Source organism: Haloarcula sp. H-GB5 (assembly GCF_054850705.1).
The window spans coordinates 1,431,053-1,456,041 of the sequence record NZ_JBTWBG010000001.1; the positions used below are offsets into that span (position 1 = coordinate 1,431,053).

Here is a 24,989-nt window from a genome sequence, read left to right on the forward strand (position 1 = left end):
CGGGACGAGGTTAAAACCGTGGTCTGTTCGTGTCGCCTCTCAGGACTGTCGAACGAGCGGCTCGTACCAGTCGCGGTTGTCGCGGTACCAGTCGATGAACTTCGAGACACCCTCCCGGATAGTGTGGTCCGGGTCGTAGCCGAGCAGTTCCTCGGCCCGGTCGGTCGCGGCGTGGGTGTGTTCGGCGTCGGCGTCGTGGCGTTCCTCGTAGACTAGATCGAGGTCCGGGTTGATCTGGTCGCGGATCTCCGTCGCGAGCGTCTTGATCTCGATGTTGTCTGTCGACCCGATGTTGATCGCCTGCCCGTCGGCGGCGTCCTCGTGCAGCAGCGTCATGTTCGCGTCGATGACGTCCTCGATGTAGGTGAAATCGCGTGTCTGCGTCCCGTCGCCGTAGATGACCGGCGGCTCGCCGTTGTGACACCGGGAGACGAAGTTCGAGATGGCCATGTTCGGGCGCATCCGGGGGCCGTAGACGGTGAAATAGCGAAGAGCTACGGTAGAGAGGTCGTACACCTCGCTGTAAGCGCAGGCGTACCGCTCGGCGGCGAGCTTCGACGCGCCGTAGGGCGAAACGGGCGTCGTGGGATGTTGCTCGTCGTAGGGCAGGTACTGTGGCTTCCCGTAGACAGAGGAAGAGGATGCCATCACAAACCGCTCGATACCTTCGTCGCGGCAGGCGTCGAGGAGGTTCAGCGTGCCGTCGACGTTGACCTCGTCATACTTGCGCGGGTTCTTGACGCTCGGTCGGACGCCAGCCTGGGCGGCCTGATGATAGACGTAGTCGGCGTCGGCGACGAGGTCCGTCACCAGCTCTGCGTCACGCACGTCGCCCTCGACGAACTCGTAGCTTCCGTCGCTGTTCCGGGCGGCCTCCCGCCCCGCTTCGACGTTATGATGCTTGATATCCAGATCGTAGAACGGGTCGCGGTTGTCGAGCACGACGACATCGTGGCTGTCGGCGGCGAACCGCTGTGCCAGGTGACCGCCGATGAACCCGGCACCCCCTGTGACCAGTATTTGCATTATCTGGATGGTGCCCACCGGACGACAAAAGTATGTCGAGAGTTAATCACGCTGACCTGTTCGAAGGGGCCAGCTACCTTGAAGTGTATACAGCGTATAAATCTCGGGTAATGGCCTCCAGAGCCTGCGACGGGTGCGATACGAACGTTTCGATAGCCGGCGGCATCGCTAACATCTGGTCGCAGGAGTCCAGACCGACCGAAGGTATTGTCCTCGAACTCGCCGACGACACGGAGCATTTCCTCTGTTATGACTGCATCGACCAGCTGCCCGACGACCGGGACGTGACGGCGGCCGACGTGGCTGCACTCTCCGGACAGTCTGACGACTGATCGTTGTTTTCTTCTCCGAGTTACTACGAACCGGACGCTGTCGCTATTCGAGTAGTCTGATAAAACAAAGTGTCAGATGTGGTCGCCCGAAGACGACCGGAAATCTGCCTTAGTTGCGGACGACGTTCGTCGCGCGGGGGCCTTTGTCGGCCTGTTCGATGTCGAATTCGATCTCCTCGCCTTCTTCGAGGTCAGGGCCGCCAACGTCTTCCATGTGGAAGAAAACGTCATCGTCCGCGTCCTCAGTCGAGATGAAACCGTAACCGCCTGTGTCGTTGAAGAAATCAACCTTACCGTTTGCCATTGCAAATATACGTACAGGGGGTATATGTATAAGCGTTCCGAGGGTGCAAGTACCACGACCGCGTGCATGTGAACACGACTCACTCCGACACCTCGACTGACTACTGACGCACATCCGACGACAGGAAAGGTTTAGGCCGCCTCGTCCGTTGCCTTCTCGCGTGTACCCCGCACGGATTACCGACGAGTTTCCGGCCCCATCCTACCGGGGCAACCAGAAGCAGGCTCTGGCTGACATCCGTGCGGCCTTCGAGCGTGGTAAGGACGTGGTCCTCGTTCGTGCGCCGACCGGCAGCGGCAAGTCGCTACTCGCCCGGGCAATCGCCGGGTGTGCCCGAACTGCCGGCGAGGCCGCCGCAGAGCAGGTCATCGATGCCTACTACACAACGCCACAGGTCTCGCAACTGGACGACGTGGCCGAGGACGCTCTACTTGAGGACCTCTGTGTCATCCGCGGAAAGAACAACTACGACTGCATCCTCCCCGGTGAGACGGACACGCCGGTGAATCAGGCCCCGTGCGTGCGCGAACGGAAATTCGACTGTCAGGTCAAACACCGCTGTCCGTACTTCTCGGACCGCGCCATCGCCTCGAACCGGCGCATCGCCGCGATGACGCTGGCGTATTTCATGCAGACCGCCGGCAGCGACGTGTTCGGCAAGCGCGACGTGGTCGTCATCGACGAGGCCCACGGCCTGGGCGAGTGGGCGGAAATGTACGCCACTATCGACCTCTCCCCGCAGTCAATCCCGATGTGGCACGACATCGACGTGCCGGACATCGACGGGCTGGACGAGGCTGTCGCATTCACCGAGCGCGTCGAACACCTCGCCGAGCGCCGGGTGAAGGAACTGCGGAACAAAGCGGAACTCACCGGCGAAGAAGTCGCCGAGCGGGACTCGCTGAACACGCTCCGGCAGGACCTCGGGTGGTTCCGCGAGGACTACACCGACACCGAGAGCGCGACCACGTGGGTCGTCGACCAGGCCGACGGCGAGCACGCACCAGTGACGATCAAGCCGATGAATCCGGAGCGCTACCTCAAACACACCGTCTGGGACCGTGGCAACCGCTTTGCCCTGCTCTCGGCGACTATCCTCAACAAGGAGGCGTTCTGTGCCAACGTCGGCCTCGACCCCAGCAACGTCGCACTCGTGGAAGTCGGCCACACGTTCCCCGTGGAGAACCGGCCGCTGTACGACGTAGCTCAGGGAAAAATGACCTACGAGCACCGCGACGACACGCTACCGGACATCGCTCGCACTATCGTGCGTATCATGGCCCGGCACACGGACGAGAAGGGACTGATTCACTGCCACTCCTACGCCATTCAGGAGCAACTGAAAGCCCTCCTCGACGACTTCGGCGTCGGCGCTCGTGTCCGGACACACGACAAAGAAGGCCGAGACGGAGCGCTGTCCGCATGGAAACGCAGCGACAACCCTGACGTCTTCCTCTCGGTGAAGATGGAGGAAGCCCTCGACCTCGAAGGCGACCTCTGTCGCTGGCAGGTGCTGTGCAAGGCTCCCTACCCCAACACCCGCGACTCCCGCGTCGCCCGACGGCTCGAAGACGACCAGTGGAGCTGGTACTACCGGACGGCACTACGAACGGTCATTCAGGCCTGTGGCCGTGTCGTCCGTGCGCCCGACGACTACGGCGCGACCTACCTCGCGGACTCGTCGCTGCTGGACCTGTTTGACCGCGCCGAACACGACATGCCAGACTGGTTCCGCGCCCAGGTCGACCGCCTCTCACAGCCTGACCTGCCGCGGTTTGCGCCGGATCAGGCGCTTTCGGCGCTCAGTTCGGGGACCAAACGCCGGCACGACCGATCACGGTCGCGGTCCGGGGACGGAAACCACCCACTTTCGGACGTGTGGGACTAACGGCCACGCCGCCGACGCCCAGTAGACACGACCGATGTCTATCACGTGTTCGCTGGCGGAACTGTTCATCGTGGCCGGTGTGACCCTCGAATCCGGATGTTTCGACTAAACATAATTTTTTAATGACATCCACTAGACCAAACGGCATGGATGAACTCCCCGCGGATGCGGTCTATGACTTTCGGCGTCCCACGGACGTCGCGGTCTCTCCGGACGGCGAGTACGTTGCCATCGTCGTCTCCGAGGCCGCCCCTGCAGAAGACGAATTCCTCCAGTCTGTCTTCGTCGTGCCTACCGACGGCAGTCGCGACCCACATCGGTTGAGCCGTGCCTCAGGTGCCTGGAACGTCGAATGGTCGCCTGACGGGTCACAACTGGGTATGGTGATGGTTCGTGACGACGACCTAGCACTCCGCGTCGGTCGCGATAACGATGGCGAGCTTGACGAATCGGACACTGAGACGGACGACGAGACGGCCGAGGCGAACGACCCTGGCGCCGACGATGGACCCAAACCGCAGGTCTGGGTGTACGACCTCGAACTGGGTGGTGACGCACGACAGGTGACCCAACGAGAACACGGCGTTCGTGACTTCGACTGGGGACCGGCGGGCGAACGGCTCGTCGTATCAGCGCGCGACCCGACGGACGAGGAACAGGCGTACCTCGAACAGCGCCAGGAAAACGGCCCGATAGAAACTGAACGCCTCCAGCACAAGTTCGACGGCGAGGGCTGGCTCGATACGGTGACGAGCTACCTGTTCGTCGTCGATGTCGACACACGTCAAGAGCACCGTCTCGATGACGCCCACGGCGGCGGGATATTCGAATCGATGTTCGGTCTCCAGCCCGCCTGGCACCCGACGGACGACCGAGTCGCCTTCTGTGCGTACCACGGCGAGAACGGCGACGATACGAACGTCTATGATGTTCACATCGTCGACATCGAGAGTGATGAGGTCGAACAGGTGACTTCGGGGGAGTACTCGGCGGCCGCACCAACTTGGAGTCCCGATGGCGAGCGCCTCGCGTTTGGTGCACAAAACCCCGAGAACCCGTACGTACCCGGTGACGTCTGCGTGGCCGAGGCCCCGGACGACTATCGCGTCGTCACCGCGGGCCTTGACCGAACGATTAGCCGGCCTGGCGCACCGACGTGGGTAGACGATACGACACTGCTTGCGAGTATCGGTGACGAAGGGCGGACCAGATTCGTTCGCCTCGACGCGACGGGCGGCCACGAACGCGTCTTCGACCGACAGCGAAACGACGAAGCACACCGCCGGTTCGACGTCGGTGGCGGAACGGTCGCGGCAGTTCGAAGTCATTCTTCGGAGGGGACGGATGTCTACGCGATGCCCGTCGACGGACTCGATGTCGATGATGACGGGCCGGACCCGCGGCGGCAACTCACCGCACTCAACGATGGCGTCCTTGCGGAGTATGCGCACCCGGAGACGACCCGGCTCACCGTTGAAAGCGACGACGGGACTGAGGTCGAATGTATCGCCCACTACCCCCCGGAGTTCGATCCGCTCGACCCGGATCCCCGGCCGACGCTGTTGTGGATCCACGGTGGCCCGATGGCCTACGACGAGCCGGGTTTCGATCTCCGTACAAGCTTCTGGACGACGCGTGGGTATCTCGTCTTACACGTCAATTACCGGGGCTCGACCTCGTACGGGCGGTCGTTCTGTGAATCGTTACGGGGAGCTTGGAACGGCGTCGAGGTCGAGGACCTGCTCGCAGGCGTCGACGAAGTGGTTGAGCGCGGTTGGGCGGACCCCGACCGACTCTTCGCTGGTGGGTTCTCCCAGGGAGCTGTCAACACTGCATATCTCGTTACTCGCACTGACCGATTCGCCGCAGGTCTCGCCGAACACGGCATCTACGATATACGTTCGGCGTTCGGTACCGACGACACTCACAAGTGGTTCGAACACGATTACGGCCTCCCTTGGGAGAACCCGGATGCGTACGAGGCAGCTTCCTCGATTACTGATGTCGGCGACATCGAGACCCCACTGCTCCTCACCGCCGGTGAGGAGGACTGGCGCTGTCCGCCAACCCAGTCCGAGCAACTGTACCGTTCGCTCAAGAAACGTGGCGTCGACTCGAAGCTCGTCGTCTACCCCGACGAACACCACAGCGTCAGTAACCCGGACCGGGCGATACACCGCCTCGAAACGCTTGATGAATGGGTTACCCGATTCGACCCAGGTCGGGAGGCAGGCGACGTTACGACCGAAGATTCGGCTAGCGACGCTCGGTGACCACTGACCCGGGCTTTCGTCCCGTCCGTCGGACACAGCCGCTGTCAGACCCTTGGATTAGAAGAAGGCGAAGGCTAACCCGTAAACCACCGACGACCCGACCATCAGGCCGACGAGAATGATGCTGATAATCTGCTGTCTGTCCATACTCTCTTCTTGAGCACTCGCCTAATTAGGCGTTACGACCGTCTGTTCGGGGCCTGTTACTCGTCCGCTGATCTGGATTGCTTGCGTAAAGACTCCCTACTGCACCCGAGCATCCACGACGACGTGGGCGACACCCTCGCTGTACTCCTTGACGCGCCGAGTGTCTAGCACTTCGACATCCCGGTCGGCTTCGGCGGCGGCCGCTTCCAGCCGTTCTATCGGTCGGTCGAACACGAGCGCGTCTGGTGTTGCTTCGTGCATATGGAGGACGCCGCCGGGCGCGAGTGCGTCGAGCGCGCTGTCGAGGTACTCGTGTGCCTCGTAGTAGCCCATCACTACTCGGTCGGCGCGACCCTCGCTGGCAAAGCCCGGTACGACTTCCCGACAATCGGCCCGGTAGGGGTGTACGCGCTCGTCCACGTCGTTCAGCATGACGTTCTCGACCAGGAAGCGAAACGCCGTGGGATTGCGCTCGACGGCGGTGACCTGTGCGCCGGCGCGGGCCATCGGGAGGGTGAAGTAACCGATGCCAGCGAACATGTCCAAGACGCGCTCATCAGGGTCAACAGTGTCACCCATCCGCGCCCGCTCGGCCTTGTTGCCGGGGGAGAACATCACCTCCGCGAGGTCCATCGCGTAGCGCGTGCCGTGTTCGGTGTGGACCGTCTCGGTGTCGCCGTCGCCGGCGATGACCTCGACGCTGGGTTCGCGATGCTCGCCGGAGATGCCGTGGCGGGCCAGCACCGTTCCGGCCTCGCCGTGGAGGGCCAACAGCGCCTCGCCGACCTCCGCGGGTCGGGGGCTGTCACCGATGTCGACGAGTACGACGGAGCCAAGGACGGCCCAGGAACTCGGGGCGGCATCGATTTCCGCGTCGGTCCAGCCGCGCTCCCGGAGGTGGTCGTCGAGCGTTCGGAGGCGGCGCTCGCCGACTTGCCGGACGACCTCTCGGAACTGCGTCTCCTGTGGCGGGGCAGTCACCGGGACGGCGACGCTGTCCGCGGTCCACTCGGTGACGCTTCTGGTATCGTCGTAGACGCCCTCGGCCTGCAGGGATTCGATAGCGACCTGCGAGCGGGGTTTGGCGACGACGACGGCTAGCTGCTGGTCGTCTTGCGCCCCTGAACCATCACTCATCGGTCTCTGTGTCGTCTCCCTCGGTTGGGAGGATGTGCAACCCGGCGTGGCTCTTCAGTACCGGCACCTCGTCGGCGTCGGTGTCGAGGTAGTCCGGTCGCGGGACGGTCTTGCTCTCGAAGGTCTCGGGATCAAGCACTTGGACGGCATTGGCGTCCTCGACGGCGACGAGAGTCGTCGTCTGGGCGTCCTCGCGGAACCCCAGCCGCCGGGCGTCGGGGGTCTCGCCGTCCTCGAAACTGGCTTCGTAGTCCTCGCCGGTCGCCAGGCGGACGCCCTTAAGGTTCCCTTGGACCGAGCGGACCAGTACCGGCCCGTCGCCGTCCTCCGGGTCGATGACCTCGCCCTGGCGGTAGCGGGGCAGGCGGACCGCGTAGGTCATCCGGTACAGCTCTTGCCCGTCTTCGTCCTCGGAGATGAGACGCCGTGAGTCGGAGTAGGAGCCCCCGAGCTGGGCGGTGATGCGCTTGGCGATGCCCAGCCCCATCTGGTTCGTCGAGATTTTCATGTCCAGCCCGTCGTCGACGGACTTGGTCTCGGTAATGAATGCGTTGCGGTCGCCCGTTTCCTCACGAGCGGCGATGTACTCCTCCGCGATCTCCTCGGCGCGCTCGCGCTCGTCGTCGGTCGGATCGCGGCCGTCGGCTCGCACCTGCACGATGCTGGCGAAGGAACCGCCGGCGATCTTCCCGCAGCGCTTGCACGTCTGCCGGGAGATGCGGACGGGGACGGTGACCTCCTCGGTGACCGGCGTCCCGCGGATGACCCCGGAGAACTCCGCGTGCATCCGGATGTTGTTCTTGTCGAGTTGTTCGGGGGCGACCTGCCAGGCGACCGACTGGGCGTCGACGTGGATACCCAGCGCCTCGCTGACCTGCTCGACGGCGATGTCGGTGTAGTCCTCCGCGCCGATGTCGACCCAGCGGTTCCCCTTGTGGACCGCGCCACACCGCGAACAGACCCGTACCTGAATAGTGTCGGGGGCGTCCACAAGATCGAACTCCTCGAAGTAACAGGCGTCACAGAGGACGTGCTCGGAGTTGCGCTGGCCGCCAGCACCCGCAAGCTCCGGGCGCTCGTCAGTGCCCTCCGGTATCTCGTCACCGCAGCGTGGACAGAACTCTCCCGACCGGCTCATTACCGGTCCTACTGTACTGAACCGTTTAAGCCGTGTGTTCCGCCACCGCGACTACTCCGCAAACGGGCCAGTACGACCTCCGATTACTCACCCGTGAGTGTCGGTGCTGCAATGTCGGCGTCGGCAGCCTCGCGCCAACTGTATTCGGGCTCCCAGTCCAACAGCCCCTGTGCTTTCGCGGTCGAGAGCGCCGACTGGTCGCCGTCCAGTTTACACTCCGCGGGACGCTCGTTCCACTGCTCTTCGACGAGTTCAGCCGTCGGCCGGCCGACGTAGTTCTCGGCGGCGGCGACGTTGAACGACTCATGCCCGCCGAGGTCAGCATCGAGCGCCGCCGCGACGGCTGTCGCCACGTCGCGTACGTCGACGTATGACCAGCAGTTACCGGTGCCATCGGCGAGGTCGCCCGTGGCCACATCCCGACAGTTGTACTCGCCGGGGTACTGAATCCACGACGGCCGTATCGAAGCCACGTCAATCCCATCGCGCCGGACGACCATCTTCGCTACTTCTTCGCCGGCGACCTTCGACGTGCCGTACGGGTCCTCCGGCGCGGTCGGATGGGATTCGTCTATGGGGAGATACGCCGGGAGCGGCGTTTCCTCGGCGAAGGCTAGCCCGTAGGCGCTCTCGGAGGACGCCCAGACGACATCCGCGCCGGCGCGACCTGCGGCGTCGATGACGTTGTACGTCGCCGAAATGTTAGTGTCGAACACTCGCGTGCCCGCGTGTCGCTCCGGCGCTGGGAGCGCAGCCCAGTGGACGACGGCGTCCGGGTCGACCTCGCTGAACAGATCCCGGACCTCGACCCCCTCGGTCACGTCGACAGCCTTGAAATCAATGTGCTCCCGCGTCGGAATCTCCCAGCCGGGGTGGTCTAGGTCCACGCAGACAACGTGGTACTCGCCGGCGAGGTGGTCACAGATCCAGCGCCCGGAGCGTCCGCGCCCGCCAGTGACGACAACTGTGTCGATCATATACCCGATTGTTGTCCGGTGAGTAAATGCGTGTGGACAGCTGCCCTGTTGACGGCTCCTCTGGCTCTGCCGTGTGGCGCTTTCCCATGATAGCGAGGTTTTAGAGTGTCGACCGTCTACCAATAAGTATGGAGTGGCAAACAGACTGGGGGCTCCGTGGCCGGATGGCCCTGACGATGTTCCTGCTGTTCGCGCTGTACATCGTCTTCCTTGGAGCGCTCACGCTGTATTTCAGTAATCTCGCCCTTATCGTAGTTGTCATGGGACTGTTCCTCGGTGCGCAGTTCTTCTTCAGCGACAAGCTCGCCCTGTACTCGATGGGTGCCCGGACGGTCGAACCGGAGGAGTATCCGGAACTCCACCGGACCGTCGACCGCCTGGCCCAGCAGGCCGACCTCCCGAAGCCGAAGGTCGCCGTCGCTGACTCTCGGGTGCCCAACGCCTTCGCCACCGGCCGGTCGAAAGACAGCTCGGCCGTCTGCGTGACGACGGGCATCATGAACACGCTAGACCAGGACGAACTGGAGGGCGTCATCGCCCATGAACTGGCTCACATCAAGAACCGCGACGTGATGGTGATGACTATCGCGTCGTTCCTCTCGACGATTGCCTTCCTCATCGTCCGATGGGGCTGGCTGTTCAGCGGCGGCCGCGAGCGCGGTGGCCAGCAGGTGCCCGTCATCGTCGCCATCCTCATCTCGCTGGTCGTCTGGGTCATCTCGTTCCTCCTGATCCGGACGCTCAGCCGCTACCGCGAGTACGCCGCCGACCGCGGCGGCGCGATGATTACCGGCAAGCCCGCCGCCCTCGCGAACGCACTGATGAAAATCGACGGCCGGATGGACAAGGTCCCCAAGGAGGATATGCGCGACCAGGCTGAGATGAACGCCTTCTTCATCATCCCGATTAACGTCGGCTGGATCGGCCGACTGTTCAGCACCCACCCCACGACGGAAAAGCGCATTGACCGGCTGCAGGACCTCGAACGCGAACTCGAAGGCCGCTAGCAATAGTTGGCTTTTTGACTTACAGGTATGAGGGAGTGTGCCGTCTCGCAGTAGCTACTGTATAGAGCCAGAAAGCCCCGAGACGCTGGGCTCCTGCGACTCGCTGCGCCCTTCGCTCATTTCACTCGCTCCAGTGCTTGCTTCGCCTCGAACGCCCAGTGTCTCGCCCCTTTCAGTCCCGCCCGTAAGCGGTTGGTCAATCCAGGCTGGGTGGGGCTTTCCGGCTGTTAGAATAGTTGTCCTTGTCTTCGGACACAACCACATCAACTAGCCGAGACGCAAACCACCTTGGTCTCCGGCCCGTAGGGGTTCACATATGGGATTGCTCGACGGACTCAAGAGCGTTCTCGGGGTGAAAGCCGAGGCCGACGCGACGCGGGACGCCGACCCCGACGACCTGTTCGGGATGAGTACCGCCTACATCACGATGGAGGCCGATCTGGGGTACGAACCGACCGGCGAGGCAGCGCTGTGTTTCGCCGATGTCGACAGTACGGATTTTCAGGACGCTATCGACGAGGTCGAATCCATTCTCGACGCCGGGATGGTCGAGACGGGCACGCGGGCGACGTTCGAGACCGACGACCACGGCTATCAGTGGGTCGTACTCCACGACAACGACTTCGAGGACCTGCTCACGTCGATTCACTTCGCGGCGGACACGCTCGTCGAGCGGCGCTACGGCTCGCGCCTGCTCGCGGCGTTGTTCTCGTTCGAGCACACGCGCGACAACCAGACCGTCTACTGGGTGTACTCCTTCCGGCGGGGCGCGTACTACCCGTTCGCCCCGGACCCTCACGACAGCCACGAGCGCAACACGTCCGCGGAGTTCAAACTGGACAGCAACCTCAGCGACGAGATCGCCGTCGAGGACGACAAGGAGTACTGGTATCCACTGTGGCCGGATCGCCCCGGCTACCACCCCTGGGAGTGACATGGCTGACAGCGGCGTCGATCCCGGCACTCACGTCCGGCCGACTGAGGCCGGCCGCGACAGCCGCGTTCCCGATGGCGTCTACCGCGTCGTCGGCACGGCCGATGATTCCGTGACGCTGCTGCTGGTCGGCGACGCGGCCGGCCGTCGGGTCCACACCGGCGAGGTGGTGACGGTCGCTCGCGGGGACCTCGAGACGTTCGAGGCCGCCGAGAACCCAGACGCGAACCGCTCACTGGTCACACACGCTATCTCACAGCTTGACGGTCTCCGGTGGTCGCTGTGGCTGCTCTGGCGCTCGATCCGCACTAGACCGCTTCCCGGCACAGCTGCCATTACCCTCCTCCTTGTCGGCGCGTTCGGCGAATGGATTCTGCCAGTGTCAGAGACGGTGCTGACTGGGTTCTTTTTGCTGGGGGCGCTGCTGCTCTTCTCCCTCGGTCGGGCGGGTCCGGCCTGAGTCCGTTACGACCGCACTGGGACTCGCCTCCCTATCTAAAACTCCCGATTCCGCTCCGAACCGTCCCGCTTCCGTCCCACACTTTCACTTTCACTCTGGTGTTAACGAGGCTTTATACCCCCGGACGCACAAGGCACGTCCATGTCCGCAAGTGAGGACCTCGAAGAGCTGCCGGGTGTCGGTCCGGCAACAGCAGAGAAACTCGAAGACAACGGCTACGACTCCTACCAAGGGATTGCGGTCGCCTCGCCCGGTGAACTGTCGAACACGGCCGACATCGGCGAATCGTCGGCGGCAGACATCATCCAAGCCGCCCGCGAAGCGGCCGATATCGGTGGGTTCGAAACCGGATCGACGGTGCTCGAACGCCGCGAACAGATTGGGAAGCTCTCCTGGGGCGTCGATGAGGTCGACGACCTGCTCGGCGGCGGCGTCGAAACCCAGTCCATCACCGAGGTGTACGGCGAGTTCGGAGCCGGGAAGTCCCAGGTAACGCACCAGCTCGCGGTCAACGTCCAGCTTCCGGCCGAACACGGCGGGCTGGAAGGCAGCGCTATCTTCGTCGACTCCGAGGATACGTTCCGACCCGAGCGTATCGAACAGATGGTCAAGGGCCTCGACGACGAGGTACTGGCGGACACGATGGTCCTCCACGGCATCGTCGAGGAGGAGGCCGACGCGGACCCCACCGACGAGGACCTGCTCGATGACCTCGTCGCCTCTGTGCTGGAGAAGATCCACGTCGCGAAGGCGTTCAACTCCAATCACCAGATCCTGCTAGCCGAGAAGGCACAGGAGATCGCCAGCGAGAGTCAGGAAGAGGAGTTCCCCGTTCGCCTGCTCGCCGTCGACTCGCTGACCGCTCACTTCCGCGCTGAGTACGTCGGCCGTGGCGAACTTGCCGACCGCCAGCAGAAGCTCAACAAGCACCTTCATGACCTGATGCGGGTCGGCGACCTCAACAACACCGCCGTCGTCGTTACGAACCAGGTCGCATCGAACCCGGACTCCTTCTTCGGCGACCCGACCCAGCCCATCGGTGGCAACATCCTCGGCCACACCTCCACGTTCCGGATGTACCTCCGCAAGTCCAAAGGGAACAAGCGCATCGTCAAGCTCGTCGACGCGCCGAACCTCCCGGACGGCGAGGGTGTCATGCGTGTCGAAGAAGACGGCCTGCTGAACGAGTAGCCGGGCTCTAGCAGTAGCGGTTATCGCCGACCCACAACTGCAAACCATTTTTCTAGCAGTCTCTGACACCTACAACAGCTGTCATCCGGACTGGTATGTGGACTGCTCCCGCGCCTCGAACCCCTTCGTTTCATCTCGAACCGGCTCCCGTCTGGCGTCTTGCGCTCGTCAGACGCACCGTGGTGAATGTGAAACTCCGCCACCCCAATCGCAAGACGGCGGGACATCTCCTGTTGAAACAAGGGGGTGGCAGCCGAGAACCGACAGATGGCTGTCTGGTTGTCGGTGTCCTTCGGGGGTAAACTGTCGACTGGAGATTTCAGTGCCAAACCGTCGTTGTTCGGACGGTACGAAAAGCAGGTGAGTAGCGGTAGAATCAGTCGCCTGCTTGGTCTGTGCGTCGGCGCTCCAACGCCTCGCTGTCAGTCCCCAGCAGATTTCATCCCGGTGTCTTCGAGGTCCGCACCGCCGACCGACGAGCGCAGGGCGTCCATTCCGTCGTCGCGGTCGATACCGAAGTTGTCCCGGTACAGTTCCTGCACGCGGTCGTACTCCTCGTCGCTGAGCGGCGGCGTGTCGGGTGCGCCGGCCCACTCGTCGATATCGGCGTTCGTCCGGAACGTCGGAGTGACCGACGCCACCTCGTCGTTGTAGAGGAGCCACTGGATGGCGGCCTGGCCCATCGTTCGTGCTCCGTCACGCTCTAAGAACCGGATTTCTTCGACCTTCTCCCAGCCGGTCTCGTACCACTCGGTCGGTCGGTGCGAGCGGTGGTCGCCTTTACCGAGTTCCGTCTCCGGCGTCACCTGCTCGTTCAGCAGGCCCGAGGAATGTGGGACGCGAGCGAGCACCGACGTATCGGCGTTTTGCTCGCGGATGGTGTCGATGAAGTGCTGGCCGGGAGTCTGTTCGAAGAGGTTGAAGACGGTCTGGAGTGCGTCGAACTCGTTTGCGACCGCGGCGTCGCCCTCAGCAAGCCAGCCGATCGACGGGCCGAGCGCCCAGCCGATGGCGTCGACTTTCCCTTCTTCACGGAGTTCGTCGAGCGCCTCCAGCACGTCCTCGTCGACCTCGTCGACGTTGGCGTTGTGGAGCATCAGGAGTTCGACGTGGTCCATGCCGAGACGGTCGAGCGAGCGGTCGAAGGCGGTGTGGACCCACTCGGGCGTGATTTTCTTCGGGAGTTCGCCGTGGCCGGCCTGTGGGTTGTTGTAGAAGTCGTATCCGATTTTCGTCGACACCGTCACTTCGTCGCGGTGTTCCGCCAGCGCCTCTCCGATGATCTCCTCGCTGTCGCCGTGGCCGTACACGTCGCCGGTGTCGAAGAACGTCACGTCCTGGTCGAGCGCGTGCTGGACCATGTCGATAGCATCGTCGTGAGTACGGTCGCCCCACCAGTCCGTGCCGACGACCCAGGCACCGAATCCGACTTCCGAGACCTCGACGCCGGAGTTTCCGAGTGTCGCGTATTCCATACCCGATTTAGCGGCGCTGTCCACTTAGCCGTCTTGGTTTGTGGTGTCGGACCGCGTCCGGACGCGGAGGTCGGGGATTGCGATGTCCTCCAGCAGTGCCACTGCGCCGTACTCGCGGCGGACCCACCAGTACAGCCCGGCTCCGCCGACGGCGAGCAGCGGAAGGGCGACGAGTCCCCCTTCAGGGCCGAACTCGCCGCCGGTCACCACCGTGGGACCAGTCGCATCAGTAGAGAGCAAGGCGACACCCATCCGGAGGCCGCTGACGGGGAAGCCAAGCAGTGCCAGCGTGTAGTTCCAGGCGACGTGGAAACCGCTGGCGACCCCGAGTCGCCCGGTCAGGACGTAACACGCACCGAGCAGGAGCCCATAAAGGGTGATGTTGGTCACGCTGAGCAGCGACGCGCTGGGGTTCGTCCAGTGGAGGACGCCGAACAGTGCGCCCGTCAGTCCCGTTGCAGTGATGACCGCGCCCCGCTTGCCGACCCACCCGGCGAGCCCCTCAGCCGTGTTTGTCAGGAGGTATCCACGGACGAGTACCTCCTCGGTAGTTGCCTGGACGAGGAAGAACGCTCCCAGAAGGAAGACGGCGACCGGCGGTCCGAACGCGGTCAGCGGGAGCGGCCCGCTATCGATGGTTGCGAGGGCGACGCTGACCTTGACGAACCCGATTGCCACCTCGACGAGCAGGATGAGCGCGGGAAGCCCCACCCCGAGCACGAGACCGAAGGCCGCGTCACGCCACCACTGGCGGTCGAATCCCAGTCCGTAATCCGGGAGCGTCCGTCGATCGAGCAGATAGCCGATCCCGACGGCGACGACGGTTCCGGAAGCAAAAATCGCGATCTGGCGCACGACAGCGACCGTCGGCGTCATGCGCACTACCGACGATGCCACTGCGACCACCCCCGAGAGGAGGACGAGGCCGAACCCGGCAAGAAATACCCAGAGCGTGACCCGCCACGGCGCCCGCAGCCGGCGCTCCCCGGGATTGACAATGTAGCGCCGTATCTCCATGATGAAGTCCGACCTGACCATGTCGTCGTCTGGAACGGCGGCGTCTTAATTGTGACTTGCTCGCCGAAGTATGTGGTGTTTGGTGTCATGACACAGGTGTTACTGGGTAGGGCTCGGGTAACGGAAACCCCTATCTGCCCGCGAAGCCACGTACTCGACATGACGAAGCGTCACGTGTCGCTGCCACCGCTCGCCGAGGAGGGGCTCAGGGCGTTCATCGACGAGGTCGACGAACGCCTCTCCGGCGACGAGGACACCTGCGATGTTGTCACTGACGTGCTGGTCGATCTCCACGGCGACCGGGACGCCTACGAGCGCTGGCAGGACGGCGCGGATATTTCCCCGGCCGAGCGGGTCCGGCTTCAGGGCTATGACCCCTGTAATACGACCCTCGAAAGCGAGTACTACGCCGAGAAAGACGAGGAGCGGTTCAAACGCTCGAAGCATCTCCAGTGGCTCTGGCGGCAGTTCGACGCGACGCCGATGGCGGACAACGTCGAGTTCGCGCTCCGGTTCCGACGGATGCTCGCCGACCACCTCTTCGAGTCCTGCGGCGAGGGCTGTCGCTTCTTCAAAGGCATCTCCTTTACCTACGGCCACAACATTGAGATCGGCGATAACGTCGTGGTCCACGACGATGTCCACCTTGACGACCGCGGGAAGCTGACGATCGGCGACCGCGTCTCCATCTCCGACGACACTCACGTCTACAGTCACGACCACGACGCCGTCGACCAGACTCACGTCGATCTCTACCACACTGTCATCGAAGACGACGTTCGCCTGACCTACGATTCGATGGTTCGAGCGGGCGTGAAGGTGGGGGAAAACGCCATCCTCGCCGCGAAGTCTATCGCCGGCAAGGACATCCCCAGCCACCACATCGCCGCCGGCACGCCGGCGAAATCCCTGACCGTCAAGGACGGCTGGGAGTCCGTCGCAGAACCGATCGAGGGGGCGAACGTCGACCGCCGCGCCGAGCGGCAACTGTCGTATGACCTCCCCGACGACCTCGACCAGTTCGACGAGTTCCAGCGCGACCTCTCGCCGCCGGACCGCCAGTAGTTGGCGGGACGCGTCGTCACTCCTTTGCTTGCACCCGCCGACGGTCACATATGCGAAGCGTCGCCATCAACGTCGGAGCCAACACGAACGAGCCCGGCTTTCGCGGCCCGCTGTTTCCCGACGGCTCGTTCGAGTACATCCCGATCCCCGAATCGAAACCAACCAGCGAGCCCGTACCGACCTACGGTGACCTCGACTTGGGGACCGACGTTTCCGCGGTGGCCGACCAGCCGGTCCACTTCGACCCGGAGTTCCCGGAGGCCGGCGGCGAACGCTACACGTATGGCGACGAACACGGCGTGAAAGCGGGCCCGCTGTCGGATCTGTCGGCCGGTGACTACCTGTTTTTCTATGCGACGCTATCGGTGGCTGGCGAGTGCCCGGGCTGGGCCTCGCCGGAGTGGGGGGCGCACGTCATCGGCCACTTCCGACTCGCCCGCGACGCGGTGACCGGTGACGAGTACCGGGAACTCCCGTCCAAGGAGCAGGCCCAGTTCGCCTCGAACGCCCACGTGAAACGCGACCCCTTCGACGCTCGCGTTCTCATTCGCGGCAACGCTGAGGAGTCACGACTGTACGACACAGTCGTCCCGCTGTCGACACCGAGCGGCGGCACCGATGCGAACGAACTGGTAACCGACCTGTCGTCCGACTCGGGGAAGGGGCCGTGGTGGCGACGGCCGATGCGGTTCGACGAGGCCGGTACGGAGCGACTGCTTGAATTGGCCGATAGCCACCCCAGCGCTATCGAACACTGACGCAGCCGAATAAGTTATCACCGGTGAAAATAGAATGTGAAAGCATATGTCCAGACGGACTCAGGTAGCTGATATGCGTCTCTCTAGTGGGGTCCCCGGCTTCGACGAACTCATCGAGGGGGGGTTACTCCCGAATCGCCTTTATGTGGTCAGCGGCCCGCCGGGTAGCGGGAAGACTACGTTCTGCTCACAGTTCATTACACAGGGCGTCAAAGAGGGCGAGACGTGCCTGTACGTGACGATGCACGAGACCAAGACGGAACTCATGCAGGACATGGCCGGCTACGAGTTCGGGTTCGACCGGGCCATGCAGTCTGATGCCATCCAGTTCCTCAACCTCGTCACCGAGAGCGGGAAGCGAACTATCACGCAGTTCGGCAGCGAGGGCGGCCTGACGAACCGGCTCGTCGCCTACATCAGACAGAACGACATCCAGCGGGTCGTCATCGACTCGACGATGCTGTTGCAGCACTTCATGAACGACGTCGAAGACGAAATCACGGGCTTTCTCTCCGCGCTGAAACAGACGGACGCGACGACGCTGCTCATCTCTGAGATGACCGACCCGTCTTCCTACAGCGACGAACACTACCTTGCCCACGGCGTCGTCTTCTTCCACAACTTCCTCGAAAACGGCAGCATGACCCGCGGCGTTCAGGTTATCAAGATGCGGGGCACCGCCATTGACTGTGACATCCGTGAGATCTCTTTCTCTGACGCCGGACTGCAGGTCCATACTGACCGGAAAGTGGAGACATGAGCCGCTACGAGCGTGAGTTCGGCACCGACTGGGACACTCTCGACAAGGACGAGGCCACCGACCGGGCCTACGCCATCGGTGTCGCCGAGCGCCTCGGGGAGTTCAACCGCGAGGAACTCGAAGCCATCTACGCCGAGATGAACTCGGCGTACCACAAGAGCATGGTCGAACTCGCGTACGACGAAGGGCGCAACGAAGCGAAGGAAGCGGCGGAGACAACCAGCGCTGACCAGGACGCCCTCTGGGCAGACCTGATCAACGGCGAGAAGACGTACATCGACGAAGACGACGTGCCGACTGGGGGCCGTGACGGCCTGCCCTCGGCGCTCGATTCCTCGGAGCTGTTGGACAGGCAGTCAGTCGACAGCACTGACGCCGTCGACAGACCGGACTTTCTCGACAGGTAGTCGCTCTAGTGTGTGTACTCACCGACAGCGATAGCGCTGTTGCTCGCCTGTGTAAAAAACGATGGAGACGGGAAACCCGTCCAGAGCTGGGGTGACTGCAGGCCGTATTGGGCCGTTAGAAGGAAACTTGGTCCGGCCCGTCTTCGCCCATGCAGATCGGGTCGCGGTCGGAGTAGCCCTTCCGGCCGATGGCCTTACTCGACACACCCGAGAACGCCGCAAATTCGGCGTCTTCCGCGCTTTCGAAGGTTTCCGGGGCCGACCGACTGAGTGCATCGCCCAGCCGCTCGGTGCCGTTTGGCAGTTCGAGTTCCATGTCCCCGTCGCCCTCGATGATTTCTTCGGCGGAAACCGGGTAGTCGTACGATTGGAAGGCGTCCGTTGCGTTGCTTAGCATTCGCATATCTATCGAAAGTTCATGGTTCCTAATAAACCTTCACTATAGATAATCATAATGTCCCTTAATGCGTATAAGGAACCCACGTTCTGTGTGTCCACGACTCATGACCTGACCAGAAGCGGCTTCCTGCTGGGAGATGTGGAAGTGGTATGGTCGTCGCTGACTTGCACGTACACACGACCCGCTCCGACGGGACGCTCACGCTCGATGCGGTCCCGTCCGCTGCGAGACAAGCGGGCGTCGAGGTCGTCGCCGTCACGGACCACGACCGTCTCCAGCCTGAAATCGATGGCCCTGTCACCGAGCGCGACGGTGTGACGCTTCTCCACGGTATCGAACTCCGCGTTGAGACCGGGACCCAGCGACTGGATCTGCTGGGCTACGGCGTCGACCCGACCGAGGAACTCCGGGCCGAGTGTGCACGCATCCAGCGGGATCGTCGCGAGCGCGGGGCGCGCATCATCGAGTGCGTCGAGGACCGTCTAGGCGTCTCGCTACCCGTCGAGCCGCGCGACGGCCTCGGTCGGCCCCACATCGCCCGCGGGATCGCCGAGGTGTCGGACTACACCTTTCAGTCCGCGTTTGACGAACTCATCGGCGATGACTGCCCCTGTTACGTCCCACGGGAGGTCCCGTCCTTCGAGCGCGGGTGTGCCGTTCTCTCAGACGCGTGCGGGCTGGTCGGCCTCGCGCACCCGTTCAGATACCCTGATACGGCGGCCGCGCTGTCCAAGTGTGCGTCGCTCGATGCCGTCGAACGGTGGTACCCGTACGGCCGCGTTGTCGACGACAGCCTTGTCGACGATGCTATCGAGCGGTACGACCTCGTCCCGACGGGCGGCAGCGACGCCCACGGGGAAACACTGGGTGACACTGGTCTGGACGCCGCCGCCTGGGACCGAGTCGAAACGGCGCTCAACGTCTGACAACCGGCAGACGGAACCCGAGGGTTCAATGTCGTCCGGGTATATAATTCAGGTATGCAGTGTCACTACTGCGACCGTGAAGCTGACATCGCCGTCGAGAACGACGGTGTCAAGGTCGGTGTCTGCAAGACACACTTCCGTGAACAGATGGCGGAACTGGAAGACGCCGACTGGCTTGAAGATCTCGACGAGGAACTCGATATAGACCGACGTGAGTGACCGACGCTCCGTTTCTCTACTCCTACTGTGGGTGTCCTCCGTGTCACCGCTGTGACCCGGCCTGACTAACCGTTAAGGACTGTCCGCCGTACATGGCAACTATGGAGAAAGTCAGTCTTGACGCCGTCGAATCGCGGATGGGGCCGGCGTCGGTCAAGCGGGCGCTCGCTGGCCCGCTCGGCACCGACGACATCGCGCTGAACTACTACGAACTGGCACCGGGCGAGTCCTTCGGCTTCGGCTACCACCGCCACCCGAATCAGGAGGAGGTGTTTCTCGTCCAGTCGGGCACAGCGACGTTCGAGACGGAGGACGGCGACGTACGCGTTGAGGCCGGAGAGGCCATCCGCTTTGCTCCTGGCGAGTGGCAACGCGGCCGCAACGACGGCGACGAGCGTGTCGTCGCGCTCGCGCTCGGCGCACCACAGGAAATGGGCGACACAGATATGCTCCGGCACTGTGACGACTGTGGCGGTCGCACGCACAACTACGTCGAGATGACGGATGACCGCGACGCGCTCGTGACACGCTGTGCAGAATGTGACGCCGAAACCGGCCGCTTCACCTGACCGTCGACAGCCACGTCGATGAGCTAGTCGTCGGCAGCGGCGGCAGCACCGGTCCCGTCATCCGCGTGACGCGCAGCGAACTCAGTGAAGTTGTCGAACAGTCGCTTGGCCTCACAGGCGGCGCGGTAGTTCTCTTCGGTGACGCCGTCTAGTACCGCTTCGATACGCTCGTCGGTGAGTTGCTCGTCTTTGCCTTTCGTCACCGTCTCCGCCGTCTCGGGATCGTACTCGGGGTGGAACTGCACCGAGAAGACGTTCTCTTTCCGGAACCCGTGGACGCCGTAGTCGTTCTCGGCGAACGTGTTCGCGCCCGGCGGCACCTCGGCGACGCGGTCCGAATGCGTGGTGAAGACGGTGAAGGACTCGTCGACGCCGGCGAGCAGTTCGTTCTCGCCGTCGTGTTCGACCGTCCGATAGCCGATCTCGTACTCGTCCATCGGTTCGACGGTGCCGCCGAGTGCGTGTGCAAGCAGCTGGTGGCCGAAACAGACGCCCAGGAACGCGATGTCGCGGTCGACTGCGTCCGTGACCCAGGATTCGAGGTCCCGGATCCAGGGTTCGTCCCAGTAGACGGACGCGCGACTGCCCGTGACCAGACAGCCGTCGAACGCGAATGTGTCGGGCAGTTCGCGTTCGGTCACGTCGTATTCCACGAGGTCGGCGTCGAGTTCCCGCCGGAAGTTCCGACGATTGTCGTCGCCGTCGTGGGCCGCGTTCAGCAGGGCGATTCGTGGCCTCATTACCAGTACGGAGCGGTTCGAATCGTAAAAACGTACGTACCGACGGCAGTGATTGCCGCTCGCAGTGACGGGGACGCCGGCGACGATGCGATCGCTGGAACGGCGGCTATCGGAAACGACTGGCCATTCAGAACTGTCTCGCTACGGGTCGTCGACGACTGGGATACGTGTTACGTCTGGTCCGCTTCCGGGTTGTTCGTCCGCCGATAGGAGCCCACCATCTTCCACAGCGTGTCGTTGAAGTCGTCGTTGTTGGCTTCGCTCTCGATCTGCCGGTACAGGTTTTCCGAGACTTCGATACGGGGCATCGAGTGTGTATAGAGAGCGGGAGTAAATAAATCTCCGCTGACACGGAATCGAGTAAAAGCTTCAACGCACCTCTCTAGGGGCCGTATAACCATTTGGCACCGAAAGAGACGAACCAGGCCATCCAGATGCAAAAGACGACCAGCCACGTCCCGTACTGGACCGTCGGGTCCGGAACCAGAACGTACGCCACGACAAGCAAAGCGGCGATGCTTGCCGCGGCTGTGGCGTCCCAGCGGTCCAGTGCGGGCGGTTCAACCATCTGGGGCTACTGTGAGATGCCGTAGGTGTCGTTGTCCCAGTCGTTGATGCCGGTGTCGTAGACCGCCTGCTCGCGCTCAATGGCGTCGATACGCTCGCGGTCGGCGGTGTCGAGGTCCCAGTCGAACAGGTCAAAATTCTGGCGGACGTGTTCGGGCGAGGAGGACTTCGGCAGGACCACCACGTCGTTCTCGACCGCCCACTTCAGGATAATTTGGGCCGGTGACTTGTCGTATTTCGCTGCCAGATCCTGAATGACGTCGTCCGCGAACACCTCAGTCCGACCCAGCGGCGCGGCCGCCTCGACGACAGTGTCGGTGTCGCGACAGAACTCGACGACCTGGTCCTGTGTGTTCCAGGGGTGGTACTCGATCTGATTGACGGCGATGGGCACGTCGGCGACGTGCTGGGCGGCCCCGAGCTGGTACGCGCTGAAGTTCGAGACGCCGACGTTGCGGATCTTTCCTTGATCGTGGAGCGTCGCCATCGCGTTCATCGTCTCACGGATGGAGGTCGCGGGGTTAGGCCAGTGAACGAGATACAGGTCGAGATAGTCGGTCCCGAGACGGTCGAGCGACGCCTCACAGGCCTCGATGACCGACTCGTAGTCGAGATGTTTCGGCAGTACCTTGGAGGTGAGGAACACGTCCTCGCGGTCGTAGTCGGCGAGGGCCTCGCCGATTTCGCCCTCGTTCTTGTAGCCCTCGGCGGTGTCGACGTGGGCGTAGCCCGCGTCGAGTCCGGCCCGAACGGACTCCTGAACGGTATCGCCGTCGATGTCCCACGTCCCGACGCCGACCATCGGCAGTTCGTCGCCACTCGGGAGTGTCGCTGTTGGGGGTGTCACAGTACGTGTCTCACTCGCGGCAGTCAAAACCGTTTCGCGCTCGTCGCGGGACGGTACACATCCGGTCGTCTCTCACTCGGGACTGGCGACCTCAACTGGTTCGCCGGTGTCTGCACTCCGGGCCAGCGCGTCCATGGCGCGCATGTTCCTCAGTGTCTCAGCTTGGTCGATGGGCGGCGTCTCACCGCTCTCGATGGCGTCCGCGAACGCCTCGACCTGCAACTGGTAGTGGTCGACCGGTTCGAACGTCTCGGTGACCTCGCGGCCGTCGACGCTGTACGTCAGCGAGACGGACTGGTCGTGGTCCGGGCCGAAGCAGTCCTTCGCTTCGAGCCAGCCGTCGTCTGCCTCGACCCGGTAGGACTCCCGTCTCGGCCCGTCGAACCCACAGGAAATCGAGGCGACCTGCCCGTCGTCGTACGAGAGGACGCCGCTGAGGTTCGTATCAACCCCACTGTCCCGGGAATCCCGGGCATGCGCAAATGCCCGGTCCGGCTCGCCGAGGAAGCCCCGGGCCGCGCTGACGGCGTAACAGCCCACGTCCATCAGGCTCCCACCAGCCAGCTCCGAGTCCAGCCGGATGTCCTCGTGGTCCGAGAGAGCGAACTTGAACGACGCGTCGACGGTGTGTACCTCGCCCAGTTCGTTTTCGACGATCTCTCTGGCCCGGCGGGTCCGCGGGTGGAACTGGTACATGAACGCCTCCATCAGCGTGACGCCCTGTTCGGCACAGTAGTCGAAGAGGTCCACTGCCTCGGCGGTGTCGACGGCCAGTGGCTTCTCACAGAGCACGTCGAGCCCGTGGTCGGCGGCCCGCTGACTCCATTCGGCGTGGAGCGCGTTCGGAAGCGGGTTGTACACCGCGTCGATGTCCGCCTCGGCGAACATCGTCTCGTAGTCGCCGAAGGCACCGTCGATACCGAGGTCGTCGGCTACCGTACTGGCACGCTCCTGCGTTCTGGAGCTGATTGCCGCGACCGTGTGGTCCGACTTCTGGATACCCGGAATCACGTCCTCGCGTGCTATTTTTGCCGTTGAAATAATCCCAAAGCGCATACCGATACCCGACGCCCCGCTAATAAACAATTACCGACCTTTCGGCTCTGTCTCGACGCTGACTCCCTGTTCGGACGCGGCGGCCAGTTCGTCCGCCGGCGGCTCGCGTCTGTCGGGCACGAGTTCGGTGGCAACCTCGCGTGCGCGCTCGAAGTGGGCTGCTGCACTATCACACGCGGGCCCGGAACCGTCTTGCTTTGACTCGTCGTCGACCTCCCGTAGCGCCTGCCGCCCCGCCTGACGATGTGCATCGACCAGTTCGACGGCGATGTCCGCGAGCGCCTGTCGGAGCGACGCCCGGTCACCGTCGAAGCGGCGGTCACGGCCCCAGTCCAGTTCGTACGCCGTCCGGTAGCGGTCGAGGGCGTCTTCCCAGTGTGTGGCCCGCGCTGCCGGGTCTGCCGCGGCTCTGGCCGCGCTCGCAGCCACCTGTGCCGCGTCGACCGGGGCCGACAGGAGTTCAGTGTACTCCGCTTCGACCGCGTTCCGAGCGTCCGTAATGACTTCTGTGGGCGGCTCCGATGCCGTTACGGCCAGCGCTCGTTCGTACTCGGCCTTGGCCCGTGCGTACGCATCCGCGGCTCGTTCGTACGCCCGGTTTTCCCATGCGCGCCGGGCCGTGTCACGGTACTCGTCGCCCGCGCTGACGTGGCGTCGCCGCTGGCACGTGTCGATCTGTGCCTGCGTTGACTGGCGACGCTCTTCGATACTCGCTGCCGCCCCCTCTCCCAGTGCTTCGACTCGCTCTCGCCCGTTGTCGAGCGCCTCCTGTGCGGCCGTGATATGCGTGGCTGCTGTATCGAAGTCTGTCGCATCCAGTGCTGTCACAGCAGCCTCGACCTGGGACTCTGCCCGATCAAGCTCGGTTAGCGTGCGTGTCCAGACCTGTGTGGCTTCGTCGACGAATTCCCGAACCGGCGTCAGGTCGCCCTTGCACTCGAACGCCCAGTGGTCTTCATCGACGGTAACGATTTCGAGCGTCGACGTGCGGAGTTCCGACGTACAGCGTACGGCCACGATGTCTTCGTAGGGGAGCGAGATGGTCTGGTCACCGTCGTCGTCGCCGACGACGAACATGACACGGACGTTGGTTGCGAGCAGATACGCGCGGTAGTCGTCAGTCGGCGTGAGCGACTCGTTGTTCCCCTGGGCAGTGACGACGCCGGACCGATCGTTGTACGCGAGATACTGCGGCGTCTCTGTCTCCTCTAAGTACTGCCCCAGCGGCTGCTGAAGACGGCGCTTGCGCCCGAACAGCCCGTCGGCGTTCGCCTGGTCGAATCTCTCCGGTCGACCCGAGGAACGTACGTCAATAACAGTTTCCACAGTTGACCCCGTTCGTGACAGTATATTCAAATATCTCGTCGGA

General features: G+C 63.3%; 28 protein-coding genes. 14 read left to right on the forward strand and 14 right to left on the reverse strand.

The genetic code is table 11. The features are described from left to right. Positions 1-39: 39 nt before the first annotated feature. Positions 40-1,026, reverse strand: coding sequence for an NAD-dependent epimerase/dehydratase family protein (locus ACYJ11_RS07575; protein ID WP_461647309.1), 987 nt, complete (start codon positions 1,024-1,026; stop codon positions 40-42). Positions 1,027-1,136: 110 nt separating this feature from the next. Here ACYJ11_RS07575 and ACYJ11_RS07580 point away from each other — a divergent pair, with 110 nt between their 5' ends. After that, positions 1,137-1,358 (forward strand): DUF7561 family protein, encoded by a 222-nt coding sequence (locus ACYJ11_RS07580; protein WP_461647310.1) that lies wholly within the window; start codon positions 1,137-1,139, stop codon positions 1,356-1,358. A gap of 109 nt (positions 1,359-1,467) precedes the next feature. Here the strand turns inward: ACYJ11_RS07580 and ACYJ11_RS07585 are convergent, their stop codons facing one another. After that, entirely contained in the window at positions 1,468-1,662 is a 195-nt protein-coding gene (locus ACYJ11_RS07585; RefSeq protein ID WP_004516469.1) for a cold-shock protein, read from the reverse strand. Positions 1,663-1,822: 160 nt separating this feature from the next. Between ACYJ11_RS07585 and ACYJ11_RS07590 the strand changes: the two genes are divergently transcribed. Both ACYJ11_RS07590 and ACYJ11_RS07595 read left to right on the forward strand, forming a co-directional pair. Beyond that, positions 1,823-3,550, forward strand: a complete 1,728-nt coding sequence (locus tag ACYJ11_RS07590; protein WP_461647311.1) for a helicase C-terminal domain-containing protein — start codon at positions 1,823-1,825, stop codon at positions 3,548-3,550. Between the two features lie 146 nt (positions 3,551-3,696). Continuing rightward, positions 3,697-5,823 carry a S9 family peptidase gene (locus ACYJ11_RS07595; RefSeq protein WP_461647312.1) on the forward strand — a complete coding sequence of 709 codons (2,127 nt, stop codon included), beginning with the start codon at positions 3,697-3,699 and terminating at the stop codon, positions 5,821-5,823. 243 nt (positions 5,824-6,066) lie between these two features. On the opposite strand, the gene ACYJ11_RS07600 is transcribed toward ACYJ11_RS07595, so the two are convergent. From ACYJ11_RS07600 to ACYJ11_RS07610, 3 genes are all read right to left on the reverse strand, one after another. Continuing rightward, the gene (locus tag ACYJ11_RS07600) at positions 6,067-7,107 is read right to left on the reverse strand and encodes a class I SAM-dependent methyltransferase (RefSeq protein WP_461647313.1); all 1,041 of its coding nucleotides are present in this window, start codon (positions 7,105-7,107) and stop codon (positions 6,067-6,069) included. Continuing rightward, positions 7,100-8,245, reverse strand: coding sequence for a 60S ribosomal export protein NMD3 (locus ACYJ11_RS07605; RefSeq protein ID WP_461647314.1), 1,146 nt, complete (start codon positions 8,243-8,245; stop codon positions 7,100-7,102). The genes ACYJ11_RS07600 and ACYJ11_RS07605 overlap by 8 nt, the downstream gene beginning before the upstream one ends. Before the next feature lie 83 nt (positions 8,246-8,328). Further along, positions 8,329-9,222, reverse strand: coding sequence for an NAD-dependent epimerase/dehydratase family protein (locus tag ACYJ11_RS07610; protein WP_461647315.1), 894 nt, complete (start codon positions 9,220-9,222; stop codon positions 8,329-8,331). A 128-nt stretch (positions 9,223-9,350) separates the two neighbouring features. Between ACYJ11_RS07610 and htpX the strand changes: the two genes are divergently transcribed. From htpX to radA, 4 genes are all read left to right on the forward strand, one after another. Beyond that, entirely contained in the window at positions 9,351-10,229 is an 879-nt protein-coding gene (gene htpX / locus ACYJ11_RS07615) for a zinc metalloprotease HtpX (RefSeq protein ID WP_461647316.1), read from the forward strand. Between the two features lie 316 nt (positions 10,230-10,545). Next, entirely contained in the window at positions 10,546-11,163 is a 618-nt protein-coding gene (gene pspAB / locus ACYJ11_RS07620) for a PspA-associated protein PspAB (protein WP_461647317.1), read from the forward strand. Position 11,164: 1 nt separating this feature from the next. Next, a complete protein-coding gene (locus ACYJ11_RS07625; RefSeq protein ID WP_461647318.1) occupies positions 11,165-11,623 on the forward strand; it encodes a hypothetical protein in 459 nt (152 codons plus the stop codon). 141 nt (positions 11,624-11,764) lie between these two features. Next, a complete protein-coding gene (gene radA, locus ACYJ11_RS07630) occupies positions 11,765-12,814 on the forward strand; it encodes a DNA repair and recombination protein RadA (protein WP_421640576.1) in 1,050 nt (349 codons plus the stop codon). Between the two features lie 422 nt (positions 12,815-13,236). Here radA and ACYJ11_RS07635 read toward each other — a convergent pair whose 3' ends face one another. Both ACYJ11_RS07635 and ACYJ11_RS07640 read right to left on the reverse strand, forming a co-directional pair. Next, positions 13,237-14,289: an aldo/keto reductase gene (locus tag ACYJ11_RS07635; protein WP_461647319.1), complete on the reverse strand. Its 1,053-nt coding sequence runs from the start codon at positions 14,287-14,289 to the stop codon at positions 13,237-13,239. A 24-nt stretch (positions 14,290-14,313) separates the two neighbouring features. Next, on the reverse strand, positions 14,314-15,327 hold the full coding sequence (locus ACYJ11_RS07640; protein ID WP_461647320.1) for a lysostaphin resistance A-like protein: 1,014 nt from the start codon (positions 15,325-15,327) through the stop codon (positions 14,314-14,316). 138 nt (positions 15,328-15,465) lie between these two features. Here ACYJ11_RS07640 and ACYJ11_RS07645 point away from each other — a divergent pair, with 138 nt between their 5' ends. The 4 genes from ACYJ11_RS07645 to ACYJ11_RS07660 all read left to right on the forward strand — a co-directional run bounded on the left by ACYJ11_RS07645 (position 15,466) and on the right by ACYJ11_RS07660 (position 18,296). Beyond that, entirely contained in the window at positions 15,466-16,371 is a 906-nt protein-coding gene (locus tag ACYJ11_RS07645) for an acyltransferase (RefSeq protein WP_461647321.1), read from the forward strand. 50 nt (positions 16,372-16,421) lie between these two features. Next, on the forward strand, positions 16,422-17,129 hold the full coding sequence (locus ACYJ11_RS07650; protein WP_461647322.1) for an Nmad3 family putative nucleotide modification protein: 708 nt from the start codon (positions 16,422-16,424) through the stop codon (positions 17,127-17,129). Positions 17,130-17,202: 73 nt separating this feature from the next. Further along, positions 17,203-17,889 (forward strand): RAD55 family ATPase, encoded by a 687-nt coding sequence (locus ACYJ11_RS07655; protein ID WP_170096435.1) that lies wholly within the window; start codon positions 17,203-17,205, stop codon positions 17,887-17,889. Continuing rightward, the gene (locus tag ACYJ11_RS07660) at positions 17,886-18,296 is read left to right on the forward strand and encodes a hypothetical protein (protein WP_421640573.1); all 411 of its coding nucleotides are present in this window, start codon (positions 17,886-17,888) and stop codon (positions 18,294-18,296) included. Before ACYJ11_RS07655 ends, ACYJ11_RS07660 begins: the two co-directional genes overlap by 4 nt. 115 nt (positions 18,297-18,411) lie before the next feature. On the opposite strand, the gene ACYJ11_RS07665 is transcribed toward ACYJ11_RS07660, so the two are convergent. After that, the gene (locus ACYJ11_RS07665) at positions 18,412-18,699 is read right to left on the reverse strand and encodes a DUF5789 family protein (RefSeq protein WP_004516454.1); all 288 of its coding nucleotides are present in this window, start codon (positions 18,697-18,699) and stop codon (positions 18,412-18,414) included. Between the two features lie 146 nt (positions 18,700-18,845). Between ACYJ11_RS07665 and ACYJ11_RS07670 the strand changes: the two genes are divergently transcribed. The 3 genes from ACYJ11_RS07670 (at position 18,846) to ACYJ11_RS07680 (ending at position 20,410) form a co-directional block, all read left to right on the forward strand. Continuing rightward, positions 18,846-19,622 carry a PHP domain-containing protein gene (locus tag ACYJ11_RS07670; protein ID WP_461647323.1) on the forward strand — a complete coding sequence of 259 codons (777 nt, stop codon included), beginning with the start codon at positions 18,846-18,848 and terminating at the stop codon, positions 19,620-19,622. A gap of 54 nt (positions 19,623-19,676) precedes the next feature. Further along, positions 19,677-19,841, forward strand: coding sequence for a DUF6757 family protein (locus tag ACYJ11_RS07675; protein ID WP_004516452.1), 165 nt, complete (start codon positions 19,677-19,679; stop codon positions 19,839-19,841). Between the two features lie 101 nt (positions 19,842-19,942). Continuing rightward, positions 19,943-20,410 (forward strand): cupin domain-containing protein, encoded by a 468-nt coding sequence (locus ACYJ11_RS07680; protein WP_461647324.1) that lies wholly within the window; start codon positions 19,943-19,945, stop codon positions 20,408-20,410. 23 nt (positions 20,411-20,433) lie between these two features. On the opposite strand, the gene ACYJ11_RS07685 is transcribed toward ACYJ11_RS07680, so the two are convergent. The 6 genes from ACYJ11_RS07685 to ACYJ11_RS07710 all read right to left on the reverse strand — a co-directional run bounded on the left by ACYJ11_RS07685 (position 20,434) and on the right by ACYJ11_RS07710 (position 24,946). Next, positions 20,434-21,150: a type 1 glutamine amidotransferase gene (locus ACYJ11_RS07685; protein ID WP_461647325.1), complete on the reverse strand. Its 717-nt coding sequence runs from the start codon at positions 21,148-21,150 to the stop codon at positions 20,434-20,436. A 170-nt stretch (positions 21,151-21,320) separates the two neighbouring features. After that, complete coding sequence (locus tag ACYJ11_RS07690) at positions 21,321-21,458, reverse strand: hypothetical protein (RefSeq protein ID WP_004516449.1); 138 nt, start codon at positions 21,456-21,458, stop codon at positions 21,321-21,323. A gap of 74 nt (positions 21,459-21,532) precedes the next feature. Beyond that, the gene (locus ACYJ11_RS07695; protein ID WP_461647326.1) at positions 21,533-21,718 is read right to left on the reverse strand and encodes a hypothetical protein; all 186 of its coding nucleotides are present in this window, start codon (positions 21,716-21,718) and stop codon (positions 21,533-21,535) included. 6 nt (positions 21,719-21,724) lie between these two features. Continuing rightward, a complete protein-coding gene (locus ACYJ11_RS07700) occupies positions 21,725-22,519 on the reverse strand; it encodes an aldo/keto reductase (RefSeq protein WP_188976151.1) in 795 nt (264 codons plus the stop codon). 117 nt (positions 22,520-22,636) lie between these two features. Continuing rightward, positions 22,637-23,620: a Gfo/Idh/MocA family protein gene (locus ACYJ11_RS07705; RefSeq protein ID WP_461647327.1), complete on the reverse strand. Its 984-nt coding sequence runs from the start codon at positions 23,618-23,620 to the stop codon at positions 22,637-22,639. 30 nt (positions 23,621-23,650) lie between these two features. Beyond that, positions 23,651-24,946: a hypothetical protein gene (locus tag ACYJ11_RS07710; RefSeq protein ID WP_461647328.1), complete on the reverse strand. Its 1,296-nt coding sequence runs from the start codon at positions 24,944-24,946 to the stop codon at positions 23,651-23,653. Between the last annotated feature and the right edge of the window lie 43 nt (positions 24,947-24,989).